Origin of the sequence: Sphingobacterium sp. 2149, from assembly GCF_031455655.1 — a bacterium.
Lineage (GTDB): Bacteria > Bacteroidota > Bacteroidia > Sphingobacteriales > Sphingobacteriaceae > Sphingobacterium.
The window spans coordinates 1-22018 of sequence record NZ_JAVDTD010000024.1; the positions used below are offsets into that span (position 1 = coordinate 1).

Below are 22018 nucleotides of genomic sequence, written 5' to 3' on the forward strand. Positions count from 1 at the left end.
GAACAGTTCTGTGAAATAATCAACAAACAACTCACAAATCTATCGCATAGCCATATTTAATAAAAAAGCTGCCTCAATAAATTTGAGACAGCTTCCTTTATATAAAATAATCGATTAACGATTAATCTTCTTCTTTCGAAGCCAACAATTGATCGTACTCTTCGCGAGAACCGACGATTAAGTTGCTGTATTGACGGATACCTGTACCAGAAGGGATCAAGTGACCAACAATTACGTTTTCTTTCAAACCTAATAAGTTATCACGTTTACCTGCGATAGCAGCCTCGTTCAACACTTTTGTAGTCTCTTGGAAAGAGGCTGCAGAGATGAACGATTTCGTACCCAATGAAGCTCTGGTAATACCTTGTAACAATGGACTTGACGTTGCCGGAATTGCTTCACGAACTTCAACAAGTTTTAAGTCACGACGTTTCAAACTAGAGTTCTCTTCTCTTAATCCACGTAAAGAAACAATTTGTCCCGGACGTAGCGTATTAGAGTCTCCTGCATCAACAACGACCTTTTTGTCAAACAAGGAATCATTTTCTTCCATGAAATCCCATTTGTTAACTGCTTCTTTTTCTAAGAAACGAGTATCTCCTGGATCCTCAATATTAACTTTTTGCATCATCTGGTGAACGATCGTCTCGAAGTGTTTATCGTTGATCTTTACACCTTGCAAACGGTATACCTCTTGGATACCATTCACAATGTAATGTTGCACAGCTGAAGGACCTTTAATCGACAAGATATCCGCTGGAGAAATCGAACCATCTGATAATGGCATACCTGCTTTCACAAAGTCATTGTCCTGAACAAGGATGTGTTTGGAAAGTGGCACCAAGTATTTCTTGATTTGACCATCACGAGACTCGATAGACATTTCACGGTTACCACGTTTCACACCACCTAATGTTACCACACCGTCGATTTCTGTTACAACAGCAGGATTAGATGGGTTACGTGCTTCGAATAATTCCGTTACACGTGGCAGACCACCCGTGATATCTCGCGTTTTACCTGTAGAACGAGGAATCTTAACTAAGATACCACCTTCTTTCACAGTGACACCATTAGCCACAGAAACGTGCGCTCCAACCGGAATGTTGTATGTACGAATAACTTCTCCAGATTTATCTAAAATCTTGATAGATGGGTTTTTCGTTTTATCACGCGTCTCAATAATTACCTTCTCTTTGTGACCAGTCTGCTCATCTGATTCTTCACGGAAGGTAACACCTTCGATGATAGCATCAAATTCAACTTTACCGGCAAATTCAGAAATAATCACCGCGTTATATGGATCCCACTCCACCAATTTATCACCTTTTGATACCGCGGCACCATCTTCAACGAATAACTGCGAACCGTAAGGAATATTTTGTTGGAAAACAATTTTATTATGTGCATCAATGATTTTGACCTCACCAGAACGGCCTAAGACCACCTGATGCGTGCCATTATCGTTTGTTTGCGAAACTGTACGTACATTTTCAAATTCGATTCTACCATCGTATTTAGAAATGATACTTGAATCAGCAGCAATGTTGGATGCCGTACCACCCACGTGGAATGTACGAAGTGTTAACTGTGTACCTGGTTCACCAATGGATTGCGCGGCGATAACACCGACAGCTTCACCCAACTGAACACGCTTACCTGACGCCAAGTTGCGTCCGTAACAACACGCACAAACACCACGCTTAGACTCACATGTTAATACCGTACGAATCTCAATTCCTTCGATACCTGCTTTTTCAATAGTTTCAGCAATTTCCTCCGTGATATCTTCGTTTGCAGAAACGATCAATTCATCAGTTTCCGGATGAAGTACATCATGCAGTGGCGTACGACCTAAAATACGATCGAATAATGGTTCAACAACGTCATCATTATCCTTTAATGCTGTTGTATATATACCACGCAAACCACCACAATCTTGTTCCACAACGATCATGTCTTGCGCTACATCATGTAAACGACGAGTCAAGTAACCCGCATCCGCTGTTTTCAATGCCGTATCGGCAAGACCTTTACGCGCACCGTGAGTAGAGATAAAGTACTCTAATACGGATAAACCTTCTTTAAAGTTTGACAAAATCGGGTTTTCGATAATCTCACCACCAGAAGTACCTGATTTTTGAGGCTTCGCCATCAAACCACGCATACCACATAACTGACGGATCTGCTCTTTCGAACCACGAGCTCCAGAATCCAACATCATATAAACAGAGTTGAAACCTTGGTTATCATTCGAAAGAATATCCATAACGTGAGCAGTCAATCTGTTGTTGATCCGCGTCCAGATATCGATGATTTGGTTGTAACGTTCGTTGTTCGTAATGAAACCCATGTTGTAGTTGTTCATTACTTCTTCAACCTCGTTAGTTGCTTGTTGAATCAATTCGGCTTTCGCAGCAGGGATATTCAAATCTTCCAAGTTGAAAGAAAGACCTCCTTTGAAGGCTGTTTGATATCCTAATTCTTTCATATCATCCAAGAACTGTGCTGCACGAGCCATACCCGTAGTCTTCACAATTTCACCGATGATATTACGCAACGATTTTTTCGTAAGCAATTCGTTGACAAATCCCATTTCTTCAGGAACAACTTGGTTGAAGATCACGCGACCTACTGTTGTTTCTAACAAGGTATCAACGATGCTACCATCTTTTTGTCTAACTTTTGTTTTTACTTTGATCCAAGCGTGCAGGTCAATTTTCTTCTCGTTTAAAGCAATGATTACCTCTTCAGCGGAATAGAAAGTCATATCTTGACCTCTTACGATATGATCGCCAGCGGTTTTACGGCCTTTAGTAATATAATAAAGACCCAATACCATGTCTTGAGATGGTACTGTGATTGGAGAACCATTCGCAGGGTTTAAGATATTGTGCGCGCCTAACATCAAGATTTGGGCTTCCAATACTGCGGCATTACCTAGCGGTAAGTGAACCGCCATTTGGTCACCATCAAAATCGGCGTTGAACGCTGTACACACTAAAGGGTGTAATTGAATTGCTTTACCCTCTACTAATGTAGGCTGGAAAGCCTGAATACCCAAACGGTGAAGCGTAGGTGCACGGTTTAGCAATACAGGGTGACCTTTCAATACATTTTCAAGGATATCCCATACCACTGGATCTTTACGATCAACAATTTTTTTAGCTGATTTTACTGTTTTAACAATACCGCGCTCGATCATCTTACGGATGATAAACGGTTTGTAAAGTTCAGCAGCCATATCTTTAGGAAGACCACACTCGTGTAATTTCAAGTGAGGACCTACCACAATTACCGAACGAGCCGAATAATCCACACGCTTACCTAGCAAGTTTTGACGGAAACGACCTTGTTTACCTTTCAAAATGTCAGATAAAGACTTCAGTGCACGGTTACCTTCTGTTTTAACTGCGTTCACTTTACGTGAGTTGTCAAATAGAGAGTCTACCGCTTCTTGAAGCATACGTTTTTCGTTACGTAGGATTACTTCAGGAGCTTTGATTTCGATCAAACGTTTTAAACGGTTATTACGGATAATCACACGACGGTATAAGTCATTCAAATCCGAAGTCGCAAAACGACCACCATCCAAAGGCACTAAAGGACGCAATTCAGGTGGAATGATTGGAACAATTTTCACAATCATCCATTCTGGGCGATTTTCAATATTCTCACGTGAACTACGGAAAGCTTCAACCACATGAAGGCGTTTTAACGCTTCATTTTTACGTTGTTGAGAAGTCTCATTAGCAGCCTGGTGACGTAAATCGTATGACAATTGATCCAAATCAATACGTTTCAACAAATCTTCCAATGCCTCAGCCCCCATCTTAGCGACAAATTTTTGAGGATCGTTATCGTCTAAATATTGATTTTCTTTTGGTAAGGTATCCAAAATATCTAAATATTCTTCTTCAGTCAAGAAGTCCATAAAGTTGATACCATCTTCTTCCTTAATACCAGCTTGGATAACCACATAACGTTCATAGTAAATGATCATATCCAATTTCTTGGTCGGAAGTCCCAATAAATAACCAATTTTATTAGGAAGAGAACGGAAGTACCAGATGTGTGCAACAGGAACTACCAAGTTGATGTGTCCCATACGCTCACGACGTACTTTCTTCTCTGTTACTTCGACACCACAACGGTCACATACAATACCTTTATAACGGATACGTTTGTATTTACCACAGTGACATTCATAGTCCTTTACGGGACCAAAAATACGCTCACAGAATAAACCGTCACGTTCCGGTTTGTAGGTACGATAGTTAATCGTTTCTGGTTTTGTAACTTCACCACTTGAGCGTTCCAGAATAGTTTCTGGAGAAGCCAAGCTGATCGTAATCGACGTGAAGTTGCTTTTAATTTTATTATCTTTTTTGTAAGACATACTTATTCAAAAGTTAAAGCTTTATAAAGAAGCTTTGAAGGACCGAGCCCTTCAAAGCCCTAATTGCTTAATTAATCCAATGTGATATCTAGACCCAATCCACGCAACTCGTGTACCAATACGTTGAACGATTCTGGTACCGATGGTGTCGGAAGATTGTTACCTTTTACGATTGCTTCGTAAGTTTTGGCACGACCGACCACGTCATCCGATTTCACAGTCAAGATTTCTTGAAGGATGTTAGACGCACCGAATGCTTCCAATGCCCAAACCTCCATCTCACCGAAACGTTGACCACCGAATTGTGCTTTACCACCGAGAGGTTGTTGTGTGATTAATGAGTACGGACCGATTGAACGTGCGTGCATTTTATCATCCACCATGTGACCTAATTTCAGCATGTAGATTACACCCACTGTTGTTGGTTGGTCAAAACGGTCACCTGTCAATCCGTTATACAAATATGTACGTCCAGACTTTGGTAAACCTGCTTTCGCAACCCAATCCTGTACCTGATCCATTTCAGCACCGTCAAAGATAGGTGTAGCAAATTTAACCCCTAATTTCTGACCTGCCCAACCCAATACGGTTTCGTAGATCTGTCCCAAGTTCATCCGTGAAGGTACCCCTAGTGGGTTCAACACGATATCAACTGGTGTACCATCTTCCAAGAAAGGCATATCCTCATCACGTACGATACGTGCAACGATACCTTTGTTACCGTGACGACCAGCCATCTTATCCCCTACTTTCAGCTTACGTTTTTTAGCAACGTAAACTTTAGCCATCTGCACAATTCCGGATGGAAGTTCATCACCGACCGATACTGCAAATTTATCACGTTTGAACGAACCTAGCTCTTCATTAATTTTAATGTTATAATTATGAAGGGCCATTTTGATCAACTCGTTTTTATCTTCGTCAGTTGTCCATCCCATCGGGTTGATGTTGTTGTAATCTAATTCAGCCAAGATTTTTTGTGTAAACTTAGCACCTTTAGCAACCAACAACTCTTTATATACGTTGTAGACACCTTGGCTTGTTTTACCATTCACTATTGTAAATAATTTTTCCACCAAACGTTCTTTCAACGATTTAACAGCTCTATCATGAGCAACTTCTAGCTTCTCTAAAGTTTTACGTTCAACTTCTTTAGACATTTTCTTCGCCCGGGAGAATAACTTCGTATCGATAACAACACCTTTTAATGAAGGCGGAGTTTTCAATGAAGCGTCTTTTACATCACCAGCTTTGTCACCAAAGATTGCACGCAACAATTTCTCTTCTGGAGAAGGATCAGACTCACCTTTAGGTGTGATTTTACCGATGAGAATATCACCACCCCCAACTTCAGCACCAATACGGATAATACCATTTTCGTCCAAGTCTTTTGTTGCTTCCTCAGAAACGTTAGGAATATCAGCAGTTAACTCTTCTTCACCACGTTTTGTATCACGAACTTCTAGTTCAAATTCCTCAATGTGAAGAGAAGTAAACCAATCTTCTTTCGCTACACGTTCAGAAATTACGATCGCATCCTCAAAGTTATATCCTTGCCAAGGCATGAATGCTACTTTTAGGTTACGACCCAATGCCAATTCACCATTTTCAGTTGCATAACCTTCACACAATACCTGTCCTGGTTCAACTCGTTGACCTTTCTTAACGATAGGCTTCAAGTTCATACATGTATTTTGGTTGGTTTTCTTAAACTTGATCAACTTATACGTTTTGACATCATCATCAAATGATACAAGACGATCATCGTCGTTTCTGTCATAACGGATCTTAATTTCATCAGCATCTACATACTCCACTACCCCGTGACCCTCAGCATTGACCAACGTACGTGAATCTTTCGCAACACGCCCTTCAAGACCAGTACCTACAATAGGAGCCTGTGGACGCAATACAGGCACAGCCTGACGTTGCATGTTTGATCCCATCAAAGCACGGTTGGCATCATCATGTTCCAAGAAAGGAATCAACGAAGCCGCAATAGATGTAATTTGATTAGGAGCAACGTCCATATAATCGAGCATATTAGGCTCAATAATTGGGAAGTCACCCTCATATCTGGCTTTCACTTTTGCATCTTCGAAATTACCTTTGTCATCATACAAAGCATTCGCTTGCGCAATTGTTTTACCATCTTCGTCCTCAGCAGATAAATATACGACAGGCTCGTCAACGACAACTACCCCGTCTTTTACCTTACGGTAAGGAGTTTCGATAAATCCTAAGTGGTTGATTTTTGCGTGTACAGCCAAAGAGGAAATCAAACCGATGTTTGGTCCCTCTGGTGTTTCAATTGTACAAAGACGACCATAGTGCGTATAGTGAACGTCACGAACTTCGAAACCTGCACGTTCACGAGAAAGACCACCTGGACCTAAAGCTGACAAACGACGCTTATGCGTAATCTCAGCAAGAGGGTTAGTTTGGTCCATAAACTGAGACAATTGGTTTGTACCGAAGAACGAATTGATTACCGACGAAAGTGTACGTGCATTAATCAAATCAGTCGGTGTAAATACCTCATTATCGCGGATATTCATACGCTCTCTGATTGTACGAGCCATACGAGATAGACCAACACCAAACTGAGCATATAATTGTTCGCCTACAGTACGTACACGACGGTTCGACAAGTGGTCAATATCATCAACCTCTGCTTTAGAGTTGATCAAATTGATCAAATACTTCACAATTGCAATGATATCCTCACGGGTTAATACTTTCGTATCATCCGGAGTATCCAACTTCAACTTACGGTTGATACGGTAACGACCTACATCGCCCAAATCATAACGTTTGTCAGAGAAAAATAAACGGTCGATGATACCACGCGCAGTTTCCTCATCTGGTGGTTCAGCGTTACGTAATTGGCGATAGATATGTTCTACAGCTTCTTTCTCCGAGTTGGACGTATCTTTTTGTAAAGTGTTATATATAATAGAATAGTCAGCATTGTTCGACTCATCGTCTTTCGCTAAGATAATAGACTTAACGCCAGCTTCGATAATAAAATCAATGTGATCATCTTCTAGAACAGTTTCACGCTCAAGGATAATTTCATTACGATCGATGGATACTACTTCACCAGTATCTTCATCCACGAAATCTTCTACCCATTTTTTCAATACCCTAGCCGCAAGACGGCGACCAACATATTTTTTAAGACCAGATTTACTAACTTTTACTTCATCCGCTAAATCGAACAATTCCAAGATATCTTTATCCGAATCGTATCCGATAGCACGCAATAAGGTAGTAACTGGGAATTTCTTTTTACGGTCGATATAAGCATACATGACATTGTTTACGTCAGTTGCAAATTCGATCCAAGATCCTTTGAAAGGAATTACCCTTGCAGAATAAAGTTTAGTACCATTTGTGTGTCTACTTTGACCAAAGAAAACGCCTGGTGAACGGTGTAATTGCGATACGATAACACGCTCTGCACCATTTACCACGAAAGTACCTTTAGGAGTCATATAAGGGATAGTCCCTAGATATACATCCTGAACAATAGTTTCGAAATCTTCGTGTTCTTCATCATTACAAGATAACTTTAACTTAGCCTTTAAAGGAACGCTATAAGTCAAGCCGCGCTCGATACACTCTTGGATATCATAACGTGGTGGATCAATGAAATAATCCAAAAACTCTAGCACAAAAATGTTTCTTGAATCAGAAATAGGGAAGTTTTCCGAGAATACCTTGAACAGCCCTTCCTGATGGCGGTTGTCAGAAGTAGTTTCTAATTGAAAAAACTCCTTGAAAGATTCCAATTGCACATCTAAGAAATCTGGATACTCCAATACTTTCTTACTTGTTGCAAAGTTTATTCTTTCTTGTTGAATATTATTGTTTGCCAAGGGAATATGAATTTTAGTTTTAAAAAAACTGCGCTTACACTTATGCTGTAAACCACGTGTCCACTGTGCCCAGCATATACACAGCATAGTGGCGTATTGATATAAATAGGAATAGACTCTGACGAAAAATCGTCAGAGTCTAAACCTTTTCGGGCTAATTAGTTGAGATTATTTAATCTCAACAACAGCACCAGCTTCTTCTAATTGTTTTTTCAAAGCTTCTGCTTCGTCTTTAGATACACCAGCTTTTAATTCTTTAGGTGCTCCGTCAACTAAATCTTTAGCTTCTTTCAAGCCTAATCCAGCTAAATCTTTAACCAATTTAACTACAGCTAATTTTTGACCACCAGCTTCTTTCAAGATAACGTCAAATGAAGTTTTCTCTTCTGCAGCAGCAGCACCACCTTCAGCTGGAGCAGCAGCTACAGCAACAGCAGCAGCAGCAGGCTCGATGCCATACTCGTCTTTTAAGATATCAGCTAATTCTTTAACTTCTTTTACTGTTAAGTTAACTAACTGTTCAGCAAGTTGTTTTAAATCTGCCATTTTATTTTGAATTTTTGAATGTACTTTATAAAAATTGTTAATTAAATTGTAACGAATGTTTCTGTTCTAGAGGACTCGTTAACCTCTTTCTTCTAAAGCTTTTACTAAACCTGCAACCGTATTTCCTCCTGATTGAAGAGCTGAAATAACATTTTTCGCAGGAGATTCCAGGGCTGCGATAACGTCCGCAATAAGCTCGTTTTTAGATTTAAGATTAACTAATGCAGTTAATTGATTATCTCCAACGAATGCTGTTGCTTCAATGAAAGCCGCTTTTAACAACGGTTTTTCATTAGTTTTACGCAATTCTTTGATTAATTTCGCAGGCGCATTAGCGACTTCTGAAAACATCATTGTAGACGCACCTTTAAGCGTTCCAAAAATATCTTCTTCATCAACACCAGCTTCGATTAATGCTTTCTTGATTAGAGTGTTTTTCACAGCTTTAATCTCGATGCCTTGTTCAAAACATTTACGACGAATGTTATTCACTTTTTCAACGGACAACTCAGCAGTATCGGCAATATAGAAGTTACCGTAAGATTTAATCTGTTCGGCCAAAGCTTGAACAATTTCTTGTTTTTCTTCTTTTCTCATGATTAAATACCTGCTACTGATTTAGTCTCAATATGAATACCAGGACTCATAGTTGAGGAAATGTGAATACTTTTAAAGTAAGTTCCTTTAGCTGCAGATGGTTTCAAACGAGCTAGAGTTTGTAATACCTCTAGTGCGTTATCATATATCTTATCTGCATCGAACGACGCTTTACCAATAGAAGTATGGATGATACCGGTTTTGTCAACTTTGAAATCGATCTTACCACCTTTTACATCTGTTACAGCTTTACCAACTTCTGTTGTAACCGTACCAGTTTTAGGGTTAGGCATCAAGTTTCTTGGACCTAAAATACGACCCAATTTACCAACTTTAGCCATAACACTAGGCATAGTAATAATGATATCAACGTCAGTCCAACCACCTTCAATTTTGCTGATGTAATCATCTAAACCTACGTAGTCTGCACCTGCCGCTTTAGCTTCTTCTTCCTTATCAGGAGTACATAAAACTAAAACACGAACAGTTTTACCAGTACCGTGAGGTAATGTCGCAATACCACGAACCATTTGATTTGCTTTACGAGGATCTACGCCCAAACGAACGTCGATATCCACAGAAGCATCAAATTTGGTCAATGAGATTTCTTTAACTAAAGCCGAAGCTTCTTTCAAAGAGTATGCTTTACCAGCTTCAATTTTGGATAGTGCCGCTTTTTGATTTTTTGTTAATCTAGCCACTTTTCTTAAATTGATTTCTTAATTAATTGTTCCAAGGAGCATTACCTGACACGGTAATACCCATACTACGTGCTGTACCCGCTACCATTTTCATAGCAGACTCTACAGTAAATGCATTTAAATCAGGCATTTTATCTTTAGCGATGGTTTCAACTTGTTCCCAAGTGATAGCCGCAACTTTTTTACGGTTAGGCTCGCCAGATCCACTTTTTAATTTAGCAGCGTCTTTCAACTGAACCGCTACCGGTGGAGTCTTGATGATAAAATCAAATGATTTATCAGCGTAAACTGTAATGACAACAGGCAATACTTGACCTGGTTTGTCTTGCGTACGAGCGTTAAACTGCTTACAGAAATCCATGATATTCACACCTTTAGCACCCAATGCAGGTCCTACTGGAGGTGAAGGATTCGCAGCTCCGCCCTTAACTTGTAATTTTACTAACGCACTGACTTCTTTTGCCATTTTGTTTTGAATTTAATTTTGTTAAATGTCTGTTAGTAAGTTGGAAGCAAATAACGTAACATTCATCGGCCAGGACGTAACACCCCAACCGAGGTGCAAAGTTAATAAGAAGATTTGACTCCTGCAAGTATCTAACTTTTAATTTTTCAGGAATTTATACCTTTTTTTAAAATCCAAATCTAAAGTCAGCCTGGATATTAAAAAGTATTTCATTACTATTTTTAAAATTTAACGTCAGTAATACAGTTCAGTACCCAATCCATGGCAGGATCTCTTCCGCTAACAACATCATCAGCACTTGGTACGACAGGAACATCCGGCATGACACCCCGCCCCTCTTCACTAACTTCATAATAAGGCCTTACCTCCATTAAACCAAAACGCCAACGTAAATGGGAGTTCGGGAGTTTTAGCACAGGGAAGATTCCTGCCACCGTCCCATTGGCAGCACCGCCGGTTTCCTCTCCGACAAAAACAGCCCTCTTCGCAACTTTTAGATTTGTAGCAATTAAACTCGCTGCAGAAAAAGTTCCCCCATCGATCAATACAAATAAATTGCCCCGATACCGGTTTGCTTTTGATTGTTTGACTTTACTCCCTGTAAGATGAGTATAATCTATGCCATCTCTAGAAAACGTCTTTGCCCAAGTTACAACAGCACTCGGTATAATAAACGGCGATAAAATTGGATAAGACCAGCCCGGAAGTCCTTTCATCTCGTAAAAAGGCAGGTTGAATTTAGAGGTGATGACTGCTGGATAAACAAATTGGAATTGATCATCTTCCACCAAATAGCTATATAGCTCGCAAACATCGGACAATCGTCCGCCCAGATTCCCACGAAGGTCAAGAATCAGATGCTGTACCGAACAACGATCTAGACGATCAAAAATCATCTTATAGGCTTCCTTTGGCCGCCCATAAGAAAAGTCGGCCATCTTTAGTAAAGCAACAGTGCTATCTTCCTTTACCGGAAAAGAAAGCTGTTTGCTGATCTGCTTAAGGTTGACATTATAACCGAATATCTTGCGTTGCTTTTTCGTATCAGCCTTCTTTTCCGCAGGCTTATCTTTCTTTTCAGTAGCAGCCTGCTTCACTCCCGCCTTACCCTTTTGCTCAGCTGATGCGAACCTTCTTACAACAGTTCGCTGATAGGTGCTATCGGCGCAAGAAAGCAAGACCACAACCGAGTCGCGATAACCTATCTCCAAAGGATAGTAGCGCGGTAATAAACGCTCAAAAGCCCGATCTATAAACGTTGTATTATAGCCATCTGAAGTGAAGGTGGGGCGATACTTGATGTATAAACTTTGCGGCTGTATTCCCTCAATAGCAAGTATTTTGGATCCGACAAGCAAAGTTGAATCTGAGGTCGCATTTTTTGAGAGATAGAGTGTATTTTCTGTCCAATGAAAGCCTAATTGGGAAAGGGGACCCTTGCTTTTTTGGTAGCGGACTTTATCCTTACCTTTCGGATCAAATTTAAAAATAAGTGGACTTAAAGTCATATGCCCTTGCCGAACTTGAGCCAGCACGGCCGCTAATGCCAGCTGGAACTGGTTGGGCAATAACGGTTGACGAATGGTGGAACGAAGGCTGTCAAACTTAGCTTTCAACTGATTCTGCTGCACATAAAGAAACAGGTCGGGATGCATCTTCCATAGATTACGTTCAACATAGTTGATATCCTGCAGCATGGCTTTGACGGACAGTGGAGTCTGAATAAATCGATTATACTTCGCTACACTTGTACAGCTTATCAATGTAAAAAAGTATAACAATAGAAATAGATAAATTACTGGCTTTTTCATCGGCAGTAAGATACAAAAAAAGCCTTCCAATTTTCATGAAAAGCTTTTCTCTATCGTTAATTACTAATTTTACTCTTTTTCTACTTGCATGTAGTTTAGTTCAAGTGGCGTCTTACGACCGAATACTTTCACCATCACGATTAATTTCTTTTTATCCTCGTGAACTTCTTCGATCTCACCAGTAAATCCATTGAAAGGGCCATCGTTTACTTTCACTGTTTCACCCACGTAGTAAGGAACATTAATGGTTTCACCTTGCTCTGCCATTTCATCCACCTTACCTAGGATACGATTTACCTCTGCTTGGCGTAAAGGGACAGCATTACCCGCTTTATCTCCCAAGAAACCAATTACGCTATTGATATTTTTAATGACGTGCTCTAACTCACCATCAAGTGCAGCTTCTAACAAAACATAACCAGGATAGTAGTTACGTTCTTTAGCAACTTTCTTACCATCGCGCATTAAATAGTATTTCTCCATTGGAATCAACACCTGAGGAATCAAGTGTTCAATACCTAAACGGCTAACCTCGGCATCAATATATTGCTTTACTTTCTTTTCTTTACCACTTACAGCACGAACTACGTACCACTTTAAACCTTGATCTGCCATAAATAAATACGATTGAAAAATTAAGAAGCAATACCGTACAAGAATTCTAACCCTACACTTGAAGCTTTATCCATTACAAAGACTACCAATGCAATAAGAAGAGAAGCAACAAGCACAATAACAGCTGAACTTTGTAACTGAGACCATGTAGGCCAAGTCACTTTCTCAGTGATCTCTACATAAGAGTCTTTAAAAAAATCAAGTACTTTTGCCATTTTAGTTTATCTGTTTTTATAAGCACGGGCACCAGGACTCGAACCCAGACCAAAGGTTTTGGAGACCTTCGTTCTACCTTTAAACTATGCCCGTGTATTTCTTATTTTGTGATGCAAATATAGTGTTTTAAACCACTTTCTGCAAATCTTTTTTCACTTTTTTTTATTCTAATCCGATAAATCGCTTATCGAAAAAATAAGCTAATCAACCTGAGTCGATTAGCTTATTCTATGTGATTCTAAATCTTTATTTAAGACTAGATAATTTCAGTTACCTGACCAGCACCTACTGTACGACCACCTTCACGGATAGCGAAACGTAGACCTTTTTCCATTGCAATCGCAGAAATTAATTTCACGCTGATTGTAACGTTATCACCTGGCATAACCATTTCAGTACCTTCTGGTAAAGAGATTTCTCCAGTTACGTCAGTTGTACGGAAATAGAATTGAGGGCGGTATTTGTTGAAGAATGGTGTGTGACGACCACCTTCAGCTTTTGACAATACGTAAACCTCTGCTTTGAAATGATCGTGAGGAGTTACTGAACCTGGTTTACAGATAACCATACCACGTTTGATATCAGTTTTCTCAATACCACGTAACAATAAACCTACGTTATCACCAGCCTCACCGTAATCTAAGATTTTACGGAACATCTCAACACCTGTTACTGTAGATTTCAAGTTCTCAGCACCCATACCTAAGATCTCAACTGGATCACCAGAGTTGATTACACCTCTTTCGATACGACCTGTAGCAACTGTACCACGACCTGTGATCGAGAATACGTCCTCTACTGGCATCAAGAAAGGTAAGTCAGTCAAACGTGGAGGAATTGGAATGTAGTTATCAACAGCATCCATTAATTCCATGATTTTCTCAACCCACTCAGGCTCACCATTCAATGCACCTAAAGCAGAACCTTTGATTACAGGGATATCATCACCAGGGAATTCGTAGAATGATAATAACTCACGAACTTCCATTTCAACTAAGTCTAACAACTCAGGATCATCAACTAAGTCAGTTTTGTTCATGAATACTACTAACGCAGGAACACCTACTTGGCGAGCCAACAAGATGTGCTCACGAGTTTGAGGCATAGGACCATCAGTCGCAGCAACTACGATGATAGCACCGTCCATTTGAGCAGCACCAGTTACCATGTTCTTAACGTAGTCAGCGTGACCTGGACAGTCAACGTGTGCATAGTGACGGTTAGCTGTAGAATATTCTACGTGTGCAGTATTGATTGTGATACCACGCTCTTTTTCTTCAGGAGCAGAGTCAATTGAATCAAATGAACGAGCTTCTGACAAACCTTTATCAGCCAACACTTTAGTGATAGCAGCTGTAGTTGTAGTTTTACCGTGGTCAACGTGACCGATAGTACCAATGTTTAAGTGTGGTTTACTACGGTCAAATTTCTCTTTTGCCATGTTTATGCGAATTAGTAATTATAAATTATTTCTATTTGTTATATACTCTTGCTTAACTTTTACAAGTACGAGCCAAAGATGGGATTTGAACCCACGACCTCTTCCTTACCAAGGAAGTGCTCTACCCCTGAGCTACTTCGGCTTACTAAAAAACCTTATTTACGTATTAATGCCCCCACCTTTAGATACATTATTATCAAAGAAGATAGAGACTAAATTTAATACTTGAAAAATTTGAGCGGAAGACGAGGTTCGAACTCGCGACCTATAGCTTGGAAGGCTATCGCTCTACCAACTGAGCTACTTCCGCTTAACAATCAGAAATTAGAGTAATCTAATCATCTAATTAAAAAAAGTGTGGAGGGAGAAGGATTCGAACCTTCGAAGCCGAAGCAACGGATTTACAGTCCGTCCCATTTGACCGCTCTGGAACCCCTCCAGACCTGTAACTCGCGTTACATTTAGAGCCTCTTATCGGAATCGAACCAATGACCTACTGATTACAAGTCAGTTGCTCTACCAGCTGAGCTAAAGAGGCTTCTAATATCTTTTTTAAAACTTACATTCTATCAACGTCTGACCAAGCATTTCTACCTTTTCAGCGAGTGCAAATATCGAATTTACTTTTGATTTCTGCAAGTTTATTTTTATTTTTTTTCATTTAAAGAACTAAGCAAACTTTCGTTGTTTTGAACCGTTGTTCCCTTGTTTGCTGATGCAAAGATAGACACAAAACTCACTTTACAAAAATATTTATCAAAAAAAAACCACACTTTTGGTCAATGATACTGATATGCAGCACAATAATTTTTCTATGCTTATTTGCCTGTTTTGGTTATTTACCTAATATACTATCTTTGGGCATGCAAATTTTACCGCAATCACTTTCTAAACTTATCCCATACTCGACACTTGTCACGGTGCTTTTGATGGGATCAGGCGAATTGAAGGCTCAAAATATTATTCAAAAATTGAGTAAAAAATTTCTTTCTTCTGAAAGAGACTCCACGCGTTCCGGCAGTTTTATGGTGTTGCCGGCGATTGGTTATGCACAGGAAACAGGTGTCGAATATGGTCTAGCCAGCACCTATAATTTTTATCTGGACAAATCTGACCCCAAAATACGGACCTCAACGGTCATGGTCATGGGAACTTTCACATCCAACAGCCAATCGAACTTCAAATTGCAGACAGATTTATGGACCAAAAATAACGACTACCATTTAATCAGTGAAATACGTTACCGAAACTGGCCCTTTAACTATTATGGGGTGGGTATGGACACCTGGAAAGCAAATGAAGAGCGCATCGATCAAAAATTATTTCGCATCAAACTGGAAGCTGAAAAGAAAATCAGCAATAACCTTTACTCGGGTCTCAACATTCAATACGACAACTTTACCATTCGTAGCGATACAGCCGATCGCATTTTCAATCAGTCCGACCTTATTGGAAAAACTGGCGGACAACAATTACTCCTAGGGCTATCGCAATTGTTTGACAATAGGGACAATGTTTCTTATACCACAACGGGCTATTATGCTAAGTTGCGCCTTGCCTATGCGCCCAAGCTATGGACACGTACTGATTTTACGGGGGCAAACCTCGATGTGGATCTCCGCGGCTTTATTCCGCTGCACAACCAAGTCACGCTGGCCTTACAGGGAATCTTTCGTTCCACATTTGGTAAAACCATCCCATTTTACAACTACCGTGAGCTCGGTGGAGACATGATGATGCGCGGTTATTACCTCGGACGTTATCGCGATAAAAATTACTTGGCTTCACAGGCTGAACTGCGTTATCGCTTTCATCCACGCTTTGGTATCGTTGGTTTTTCAGGCCTAGGATCTACCTTCTCTAAAGCAAATAGTAGTCGATATGTTGCAAGCTATGGCGGTGGCTTACGTTACTTCTTTAGTCTTGAACACAATAGCAGTATTCGCTTCGATTATTCCTTTGGCGAACAACGACCTGGAGAAAAGCGACAATCGGGATTCTATCTATCCTTAAGTGAAGCTTTTTAATAAAAAAGAGCATCGATAACTTAGAAATTATAGATGCTCTTTTTTATTATTACCGGACCACACACCTGTTCCTATCCGCTCTATCCTCCAATCTCATCAGTTTTGAAACATTAGTTTAGGCCCAAAAAGGATACAATGAACATAGTCCAACAGGTTGCCAGATAAGCGGTACAAAAGTAGATTAGAATCTTATCATAAAATTCTCCTTGCGCTGTTCTTTCCGAAAGAAAACCAAACCCATCCGGTACAAATCAATCGTCACCACAACCCGATCATCTTTTTTGATCTTATCCCAGTAGGCCTCCCTGCTCTCCGACTGATGAGGTTCGTTTATAATTAACATATCGCGGTCCCGAATATCGTTCAAAAAATTCAGTTCAAGATTGTCGCGATCAATATAATAGATATGTCGATAAGCATAATGCCCACATTGCTGCTGTAGGAGATTTGCGTAACTCTCCTGAGGCTCATGGGCCCAATAACTAAATTGATCGTAGATAAATGCTTTTAATAACCTATTGACCAATGCATATTTCTTCTGCTCCACTTTCTTTGCTTTCCGTATTGGGGCAGGGAATGCTGACAGTTTGTCAATAAGTTCTTTCCGATAGATCACTTCATCAACCAATTTATACACAAAAGGAGAATGGGTCCCATGGCGACTATGGGATACAAAATAATGCCGCCAATACTTAAGCCGGTAGTTCATTTCGCTGCAAACATCGCTAAATTTTATGATTTTTCACATGGAACATCACGGTTTATTTGGACAATCGGCAGGACTGCTCAACCCAAAAAAGAATTTTGGCGCCAGATAAAAAGTACTAAAACTGGAGTACAAAAACACTCCCCTGCCCTTCGGTGCTGTTCAGAAAAATGGTTCCCTTATGCAACAGCATAATCTGCTTACTTAAAGTCAAGCCTACACCTGTCCCCGTTTTCTTCGTTGTAAAAAACGGGGTAAAGATTTGCTCCTGAAGATCAGCAGGAATTCCTGCGCCGTTATCTTCAATTCGGACCTGCACCTTACCATCAACCTCCAGGGCAGATAAACTGATATAAGCGTCTTCCCTATGCTTAACCGCATCGATAGCATTCAACATTAAGTTGATGATAACCTGCTCAATCAAGTTGACATCCGCAGACAGCATGAGTCGCGTATTTTTTAGGATGATGTCGACGTCAATATTTTTCTGGATCAATGTAGGCTCAAGCAATTGATAAATATGCTCAAACAGCTGTGCAATCTGAATCGGTGCAAGTTGAGGTTGATCCACTTTATTGATCATACGATAACTTTTTGCAAAATGCAGTAACCCTTCACTGCGGCGTTTGATGGTGGAAATACCAATTTTTAGATCTTCTATATCCTCATATCCCTTAAAGTGATCCAAACGGCCATTTAGGGTTTCGGCAAGTGAACTGATAGGTGCAATGGAATTCATGATTTCATGCGTTAGCACACGCAACAATTTATGCCAGGCCTTTGTCTCTGTTTCATCGATTGCTTCGTTGATGTTTTGGTAGACAACAATCCTAAATACAGCATCCTGGGCCTCAAAACTTGAGCTTTGGATCAATAATTTGATTTTACCTTTACTCGACTGAACGGATTCCATTTGTTGCTGTCCATTTTCAAGCAACATAGTCTTTTCATATAAATCGCTGTTTTTTTTCTTTAGTCCGGAGATATTTCCAAGATGCGGCAAATGGAATAGTTGTTTAAATGCATCGTTGACCCACATCACCTTGCCACTATCCCTTTCATAGAAGATGATTGCAGAATTCAACATATTGATTACACGATCCAGGTACTGATGTTGAATTTCCTGTTTGATGCTGATATCCTTATAGGTTTCGTTGATCTGGTTAAAAGCAAGGAAAAGCTTTCCTTCCACAGATTTGGTATTTTTCACCAAGAAACGTCTTGTAAAATCACGATATTTGACAGCTTCAGAAAATTCAATCAATTGTCGGGCTAAAAAATTATATTGTGCATATAAATTAAAACCTAAATAAAGCATTACACAAAAGATCAAAGCAGCCTGCACATATTCACGCTTTAGTAACAAATAAGCACTCAGAAGAGCTGCTATCAGCAGTACAACAATCTTAATCGCATTTAGAATTTTTCCGTTCCGCATCGACTAAATATCATATTTTTCCAAACGTCTATAAAGCGCGGCCCTGGTTAGCCCCAATTCTTTCGCTGCTTTACTGATATTTCCATTATAACGCTCAATCGCTGACTTGATCGCTTTACGTTCAAGTTCTTCTAAATTTTGACTGCCAGGGCTAGATTCAACGATACGGCTCTCCATTTGCTGTTCAATTGGCGAGAAGAAAAGATCGTTACCAGCAATACTAAGCTGGTCGGCCATAATGACAGCGCGCTCAATACTGTATTGTAGTTCGCGTACGTTTCCTGGAAAATGGTATGCGGACATCTTCTTAACCGCATCCGACTCAAAGCCTTCAATCCGTTTATTGTATTTTTTTGAATAAATATCTAGAAAATGCTCGGCCAATAGCTTGATATCCCCCCCTCGCTCTCGTAAGGGCGGTACCTGAATTTCCACGGTATTGATCCGATAAATTAAGTCCTTTCGAAAGCGGCTTTCATCTGCAAGCTGCTTCAACGGAACATTTGTTGCGGAGATTAAGCGTATATCCACTGAAATTGGCTGATAAGAACCCAACGGCGTCACTTGTCTATTCTGCAATACGGTCAACAATTTCGCCTGTTGTTGCAAAGATATGTTGCCGATTTCATCAAGAAACAATGTTCCCCCATTTGCTGCTTCGAATCGCCCTTGCCGATCTTCTCGTGCATCCGTAAATGCCCCCTTTTTATAGCCAAAAAGTTCACTTTCAAACAATGTTTCTGTCAATGCCCCAACATCAACCTTGATATAAGTCCGATCTGAACGTAAAGATCTTCGTTGAATGGCCTGGGCAATCAGATCTTTACCGGTTCCATTTTCACCAAGTATTAATATATTGGCATCCGTAGGAGCGATTTTCTCCAACTTGTATTGCAATTCATCCATCACAACGGAATTACCAATCATATCAGGACTGTTTGTGCTGCTCAGCAATGAGCTTTTACTTTTCTTTTCCCTACTTTTTGATTCGGCAAGGGTGCTTTCTATTGTTGCGAGCAGCTGCTCATTTTCCCAGGGTTTCACCACAAAATCCGCAGCACCCTGCTTCAATGATTTTACAGCGAGATCAACAGCTCCATAAGCGGTTATCATAATGACATGTACCTGTGGAAACTTTTCTTTGATCCGTGACAACCAGTATAATCCTTCATTACCGGTATTAATCGTACTTTTAAAATTCATATCTAAAAGCACAAGATCATAAGGGCTCTTATCTAGATGTGGGATAAGATTCTCCGGATTGGGCTCAACTTGAATATGACTAACTTTAGGTTTAAGCAAGATTCTTGCCGCAGTTAATAAATCCTGGTCATCATCCACGACTAAAATAGATGCTTTTTTCATACTTCCTGACTTCATTGAAGATACTAAGATAACTATAAATTCAACGAGCCTGCGTAATAATCATTGATATATTTTTGCAGTAGCCATTCATATTGTTTTACCAGCAATTGAATCTGACTGTTATCGTATTTGTTTTTTGCAGTCAAAAAAATCACTGAATTACTGTTGCCCAATTCGAAAACTACTTTGGCAATACGAAAAGACTCCGCGTAATTTTCATTTTGGCTACGGAGCTGTGTAATCATGTTACTCGCATTCTGCAAATTGAAAACAGCATTAGAAGTTGCCGATCGTAAAATATTTTGCTGAATCTCTTTTTGAAATTTAGCTGACTGTAGATCTAATTTTGCCAGACGAACGTTATTGTAAACCTGCAGATGATTAAAAATCGGAACAGAAAGATTGAGAGAAATAGACTTTCCTACGTTATTACGCATTTGTGACCAATACGTTCCTTGAATCCCCAATTTAGAATAATTTGAGCCTAAACCGGCGCTTAGACTCAAGGATGGATAATAGTATGATTTCGCAATCTTAATATCCCGCTCCGCCACTTTGATCCGATAATCCAATGCCTGTATATCGGGCAATTGATCAACAGCCATTTCATAGAGCTGTTTCGCGTCCAGTCGTTGCCCGCTCTCTTTTATTCGAAGATTCTCCAATTCGCCCAATTGATTTTCATCCATATTGAGTAAGGCTGCAAGCTTCACACGGCTACTGTATAGTAACTGACGATTATTTTCAATCGTATTGACATCATTTGCCAGTTGTCCTTTCAAATCAAAGTAATCTCCAGGATTAATTGCACCTTCCTTATGCATACTCTCCGCACGTCTGACCTGTTCTCGGGTTACTTCAGTCTGCATTTCCGATTGCCGCAATATATCCTGAGCAGTTAAACTTTGAATATAAGCAGTAATAACATCCAGTTTTAAGGCATTAATCTGCGTATCAAAAGTCAATTTACCGGCGGCCTTCGCGTCGGCGCGCATCCGTATATCATGAAATAAACGAAAACCTCTAAATAATGGAACGCTTGCGTCCAACGAAAAATATCCTGTTGAGTTATTGGACGAAATATATTGAAGGGTTGAATTATCCTGGGATCTTCCAGAAGTTAGGCTATGCTGCAGATTTGCGCCTACGTCGGGAAGTCTATTTGCTTTAGCCTGTGCTAAATTCACCTCTGCACGCCTCACATCCAGTTCATTCTGCAATAAGGTTGGATTGGCCTTTATTGCCAACTGGACACATTCAGCTAAACTTCGTTTGGAAATTTGCTTATCGTCAGTACTTGTCACTGTTGTTGTTTGCGTCACTTTTTCTGGTAGCCGCTGCTCAGTCTGCTGCGCCTCGGTCTTTGCATAACTCAATAAAAAGCATAATGTAGTATATATATAGACTCTCTTCATATCCATTTTTTATTTTCTTGCTGACCATCGCCATGCCAAACAAATAAAACGCTAAATATCAAAATGATATAAAAAGTGACTTTTGAAAAATGTTCGTTAATGAACAGTCGGTGTGCGTAGTTGGACAATTAAAATCCACAAGCATATAAATAGGAACATGATGAAGATCAAGTTCGCCCTTTACTCGTTTATTCTACGGATATTCATCGGTACTTGCACGGAGTTTATTCGGTTACAACCGAAGAAGCTTCGAAGAAGCACCGAACAAGTACCGAACAAGCACCGAGCAAAGTCCGAATGGTCTTATACGGCTATAGCTTTACAGTTTTGTTTAAAAACGTAAAGGAAACATGAATGAACAAGCCTTATCAAGATTTGAATTCGAAGAAGAATT

The 22018-nt window shown here is 39.9% G+C and carries 15 protein-coding genes and 5 tRNA genes; 1 reads left to right on the forward strand and 19 read right to left on the reverse strand.

Features of this window, described 5'->3' with window-relative positions; translation table 11 throughout:
* Positions 1-121 precede the first annotated feature (121 nt).
* From rpoC to J2X77_RS23430, 15 genes are all read right to left on the reverse strand, one after another.
* Positions 122-4399, reverse strand: a complete 4278-nt coding sequence (gene rpoC, locus J2X77_RS23360) for a DNA-directed RNA polymerase subunit beta' (RefSeq protein WP_209582328.1) — start codon at positions 4397-4399, stop codon at positions 122-124.
* 71 nt (positions 4400-4470) lie between these two features.
* Positions 4471-8280, reverse strand: a complete 3810-nt coding sequence (rpoB, locus tag J2X77_RS23365; RefSeq protein WP_209582325.1) for a DNA-directed RNA polymerase subunit beta — start codon at positions 8278-8280, stop codon at positions 4471-4473.
* A gap of 168 nt (positions 8281-8448) precedes the next feature.
* Positions 8449-8826: a 50S ribosomal protein L7/L12 gene (gene rplL, locus J2X77_RS23370; RefSeq protein WP_002992785.1), complete on the reverse strand. Its 378-nt coding sequence runs from the start codon at positions 8824-8826 to the stop codon at positions 8449-8451.
* Between the two features lie 78 nt (positions 8827-8904).
* Positions 8905-9423 (reverse strand): 50S ribosomal protein L10, encoded by a 519-nt coding sequence (rplJ, locus tag J2X77_RS23375; protein ID WP_209582322.1) that lies wholly within the window; start codon positions 9421-9423, stop codon positions 8905-8907.
* A 2-nt stretch (positions 9424-9425) separates the two neighbouring features.
* Positions 9426-10124 (reverse strand): 50S ribosomal protein L1, encoded by a 699-nt coding sequence (gene rplA / locus J2X77_RS23380; protein ID WP_046672240.1) that lies wholly within the window; start codon positions 10122-10124, stop codon positions 9426-9428.
* A gap of 22 nt (positions 10125-10146) precedes the next feature.
* Positions 10147-10590, reverse strand: coding sequence for a 50S ribosomal protein L11 (rplK, locus tag J2X77_RS23385; RefSeq protein WP_209582311.1), 444 nt, complete (start codon positions 10588-10590; stop codon positions 10147-10149).
* 221 nt (positions 10591-10811) lie between these two features.
* Positions 10812-12401, reverse strand: a complete 1590-nt coding sequence (locus J2X77_RS23390) for a S41 family peptidase (RefSeq protein WP_209582308.1) — start codon at positions 12399-12401, stop codon at positions 10812-10814.
* A 69-nt stretch (positions 12402-12470) separates the two neighbouring features.
* A complete protein-coding gene (nusG, locus tag J2X77_RS23395) occupies positions 12471-13016 on the reverse strand; it encodes a transcription termination/antitermination protein NusG (protein WP_209582306.1) in 546 nt (181 codons plus the stop codon).
* Positions 13017-13036: 20 nt separating this feature from the next.
* The gene (secE, locus tag J2X77_RS23400) at positions 13037-13231 is read right to left on the reverse strand and encodes a preprotein translocase subunit SecE (RefSeq protein ID WP_028072657.1); all 195 of its coding nucleotides are present in this window, start codon (positions 13229-13231) and stop codon (positions 13037-13039) included.
* A gap of 23 nt (positions 13232-13254) precedes the next feature.
* Positions 13255-13325, reverse strand: a tRNA-Trp gene (locus J2X77_RS23405).
* Between the two features lie 163 nt (positions 13326-13488).
* A complete protein-coding gene (gene tuf / locus J2X77_RS23410; RefSeq protein ID WP_075991174.1) occupies positions 13489-14673 on the reverse strand; it encodes an elongation factor Tu in 1185 nt (394 codons plus the stop codon).
* A 70-nt stretch (positions 14674-14743) separates the two neighbouring features.
* Positions 14744-14815, reverse strand: a tRNA-Thr gene (locus tag J2X77_RS23415).
* Positions 14816-14910: 95 nt separating this feature from the next.
* Positions 14911-14983 (reverse strand) — tRNA-Gly (locus J2X77_RS23420).
* A 48-nt stretch (positions 14984-15031) separates the two neighbouring features.
* A tRNA-Tyr gene (locus tag J2X77_RS23425) sits at positions 15032-15112 on the reverse strand.
* A 26-nt stretch (positions 15113-15138) separates the two neighbouring features.
* Positions 15139-15211: transfer RNA gene (locus J2X77_RS23430), tRNA-Thr, on the reverse strand.
* 325 nt (positions 15212-15536) lie between these two features.
* On the opposite strand from J2X77_RS23430, the gene J2X77_RS23435 reads away from it, so the two are divergent.
* Positions 15537-16700, forward strand: a complete 1164-nt coding sequence (locus J2X77_RS23435) for a BamA/TamA family outer membrane protein (protein WP_209582305.1) — start codon at positions 15537-15539, stop codon at positions 16698-16700.
* Positions 16701-16881: 181 nt separating this feature from the next.
* On the opposite strand, the gene J2X77_RS23440 is transcribed toward J2X77_RS23435, so the two are convergent.
* The 4 genes from J2X77_RS23440 to J2X77_RS23455 form a co-directional block, all read right to left on the reverse strand.
* Entirely contained in the window at positions 16882-17409 is a 528-nt protein-coding gene (locus tag J2X77_RS23440) for a hypothetical protein (RefSeq protein WP_209582303.1), read from the reverse strand.
* 115 nt (positions 17410-17524) lie between these two features.
* On the reverse strand, positions 17525-18844 hold the full coding sequence (locus tag J2X77_RS23445; RefSeq protein WP_209582301.1) for a PAS domain-containing sensor histidine kinase: 1320 nt from the start codon (positions 18842-18844) through the stop codon (positions 17525-17527).
* A gap of 3 nt (positions 18845-18847) precedes the next feature.
* On the reverse strand, positions 18848-20209 hold the full coding sequence (locus tag J2X77_RS23450) for a sigma-54 dependent transcriptional regulator (protein ID WP_209582299.1): 1362 nt from the start codon (positions 20207-20209) through the stop codon (positions 18848-18850).
* A gap of 32 nt (positions 20210-20241) precedes the next feature.
* Positions 20242-21624 (reverse strand): TolC family protein, encoded by a 1383-nt coding sequence (locus J2X77_RS23455; RefSeq protein WP_209582297.1) that lies wholly within the window; start codon positions 21622-21624, stop codon positions 20242-20244.
* Positions 21625-22018: the final 394 nt, after the last annotated feature.

Excerpts from the sequence above, each read along its gene's own strand:
- J2X77_RS23440 (WP_209582303.1), bottom strand. The coding sequence starts at position 17,409 with ATGAACTACCGGCTTAAGTATTGGCGGCATTATTTTGTATCCCATAGT.
- rpoC (WP_209582328.1), bottom strand. The coding sequence starts at position 4,399 with ATGTCTTACAAAAAAGATAATAAAATTAAAAGCAACTTCACGTCGATT.
- J2X77_RS23445 (WP_209582301.1), bottom strand. The coding sequence starts at position 18,844 with ATGCGGAACGGAAAAATTCTAAATGCGATTAAGATTGTTGTACTGCTG.
- J2X77_RS23455 (WP_209582297.1), bottom strand. The coding sequence starts at position 21,624 with ATGAAGAGAGTCTATATATATACTACATTATGCTTTTTATTGAGTTAT.
- rplK (WP_209582311.1), bottom strand. The coding sequence starts at position 10,590 with ATGGCAAAAGAAGTCAGTGCGTTAGTAAAATTACAAGTTAAGGGCGGA.
- J2X77_RS23390 (WP_209582308.1), bottom strand. The coding sequence starts at position 12,401 with ATGAAAAAGCCAGTAATTTATCTATTTCTATTGTTATACTTTTTTACA.
- rplL (WP_002992785.1), bottom strand. The coding sequence starts at position 8,826 with ATGGCAGATTTAAAACAACTTGCTGAACAGTTAGTTAACTTAACAGTA.
- secE (WP_028072657.1), bottom strand. The coding sequence starts at position 13,231 with ATGGCAAAAGTACTTGATTTTTTTAAAGACTCTTATGTAGAGATCACT.
- nusG (WP_209582306.1), bottom strand. The coding sequence starts at position 13,016 with ATGGCAGATCAAGGTTTAAAGTGGTACGTAGTTCGTGCTGTAAGTGGT.
- J2X77_RS23435 (WP_209582305.1), top strand. The coding sequence starts at position 15,537 with ATGCAAATTTTACCGCAATCACTTTCTAAACTTATCCCATACTCGACA.
- J2X77_RS23450 (WP_209582299.1), bottom strand. The coding sequence starts at position 20,209 with ATGAAAAAAGCATCTATTTTAGTCGTGGATGATGACCAGGATTTATTA.
- rplJ (WP_209582322.1), bottom strand. The coding sequence starts at position 9,423 with ATGAGAAAAGAAGAAAAACAAGAAATTGTTCAAGCTTTGGCCGAACAG.
- tuf (WP_075991174.1), bottom strand. The coding sequence starts at position 14,673 with ATGGCAAAAGAGAAATTTGACCGTAGTAAACCACACTTAAACATTGGT.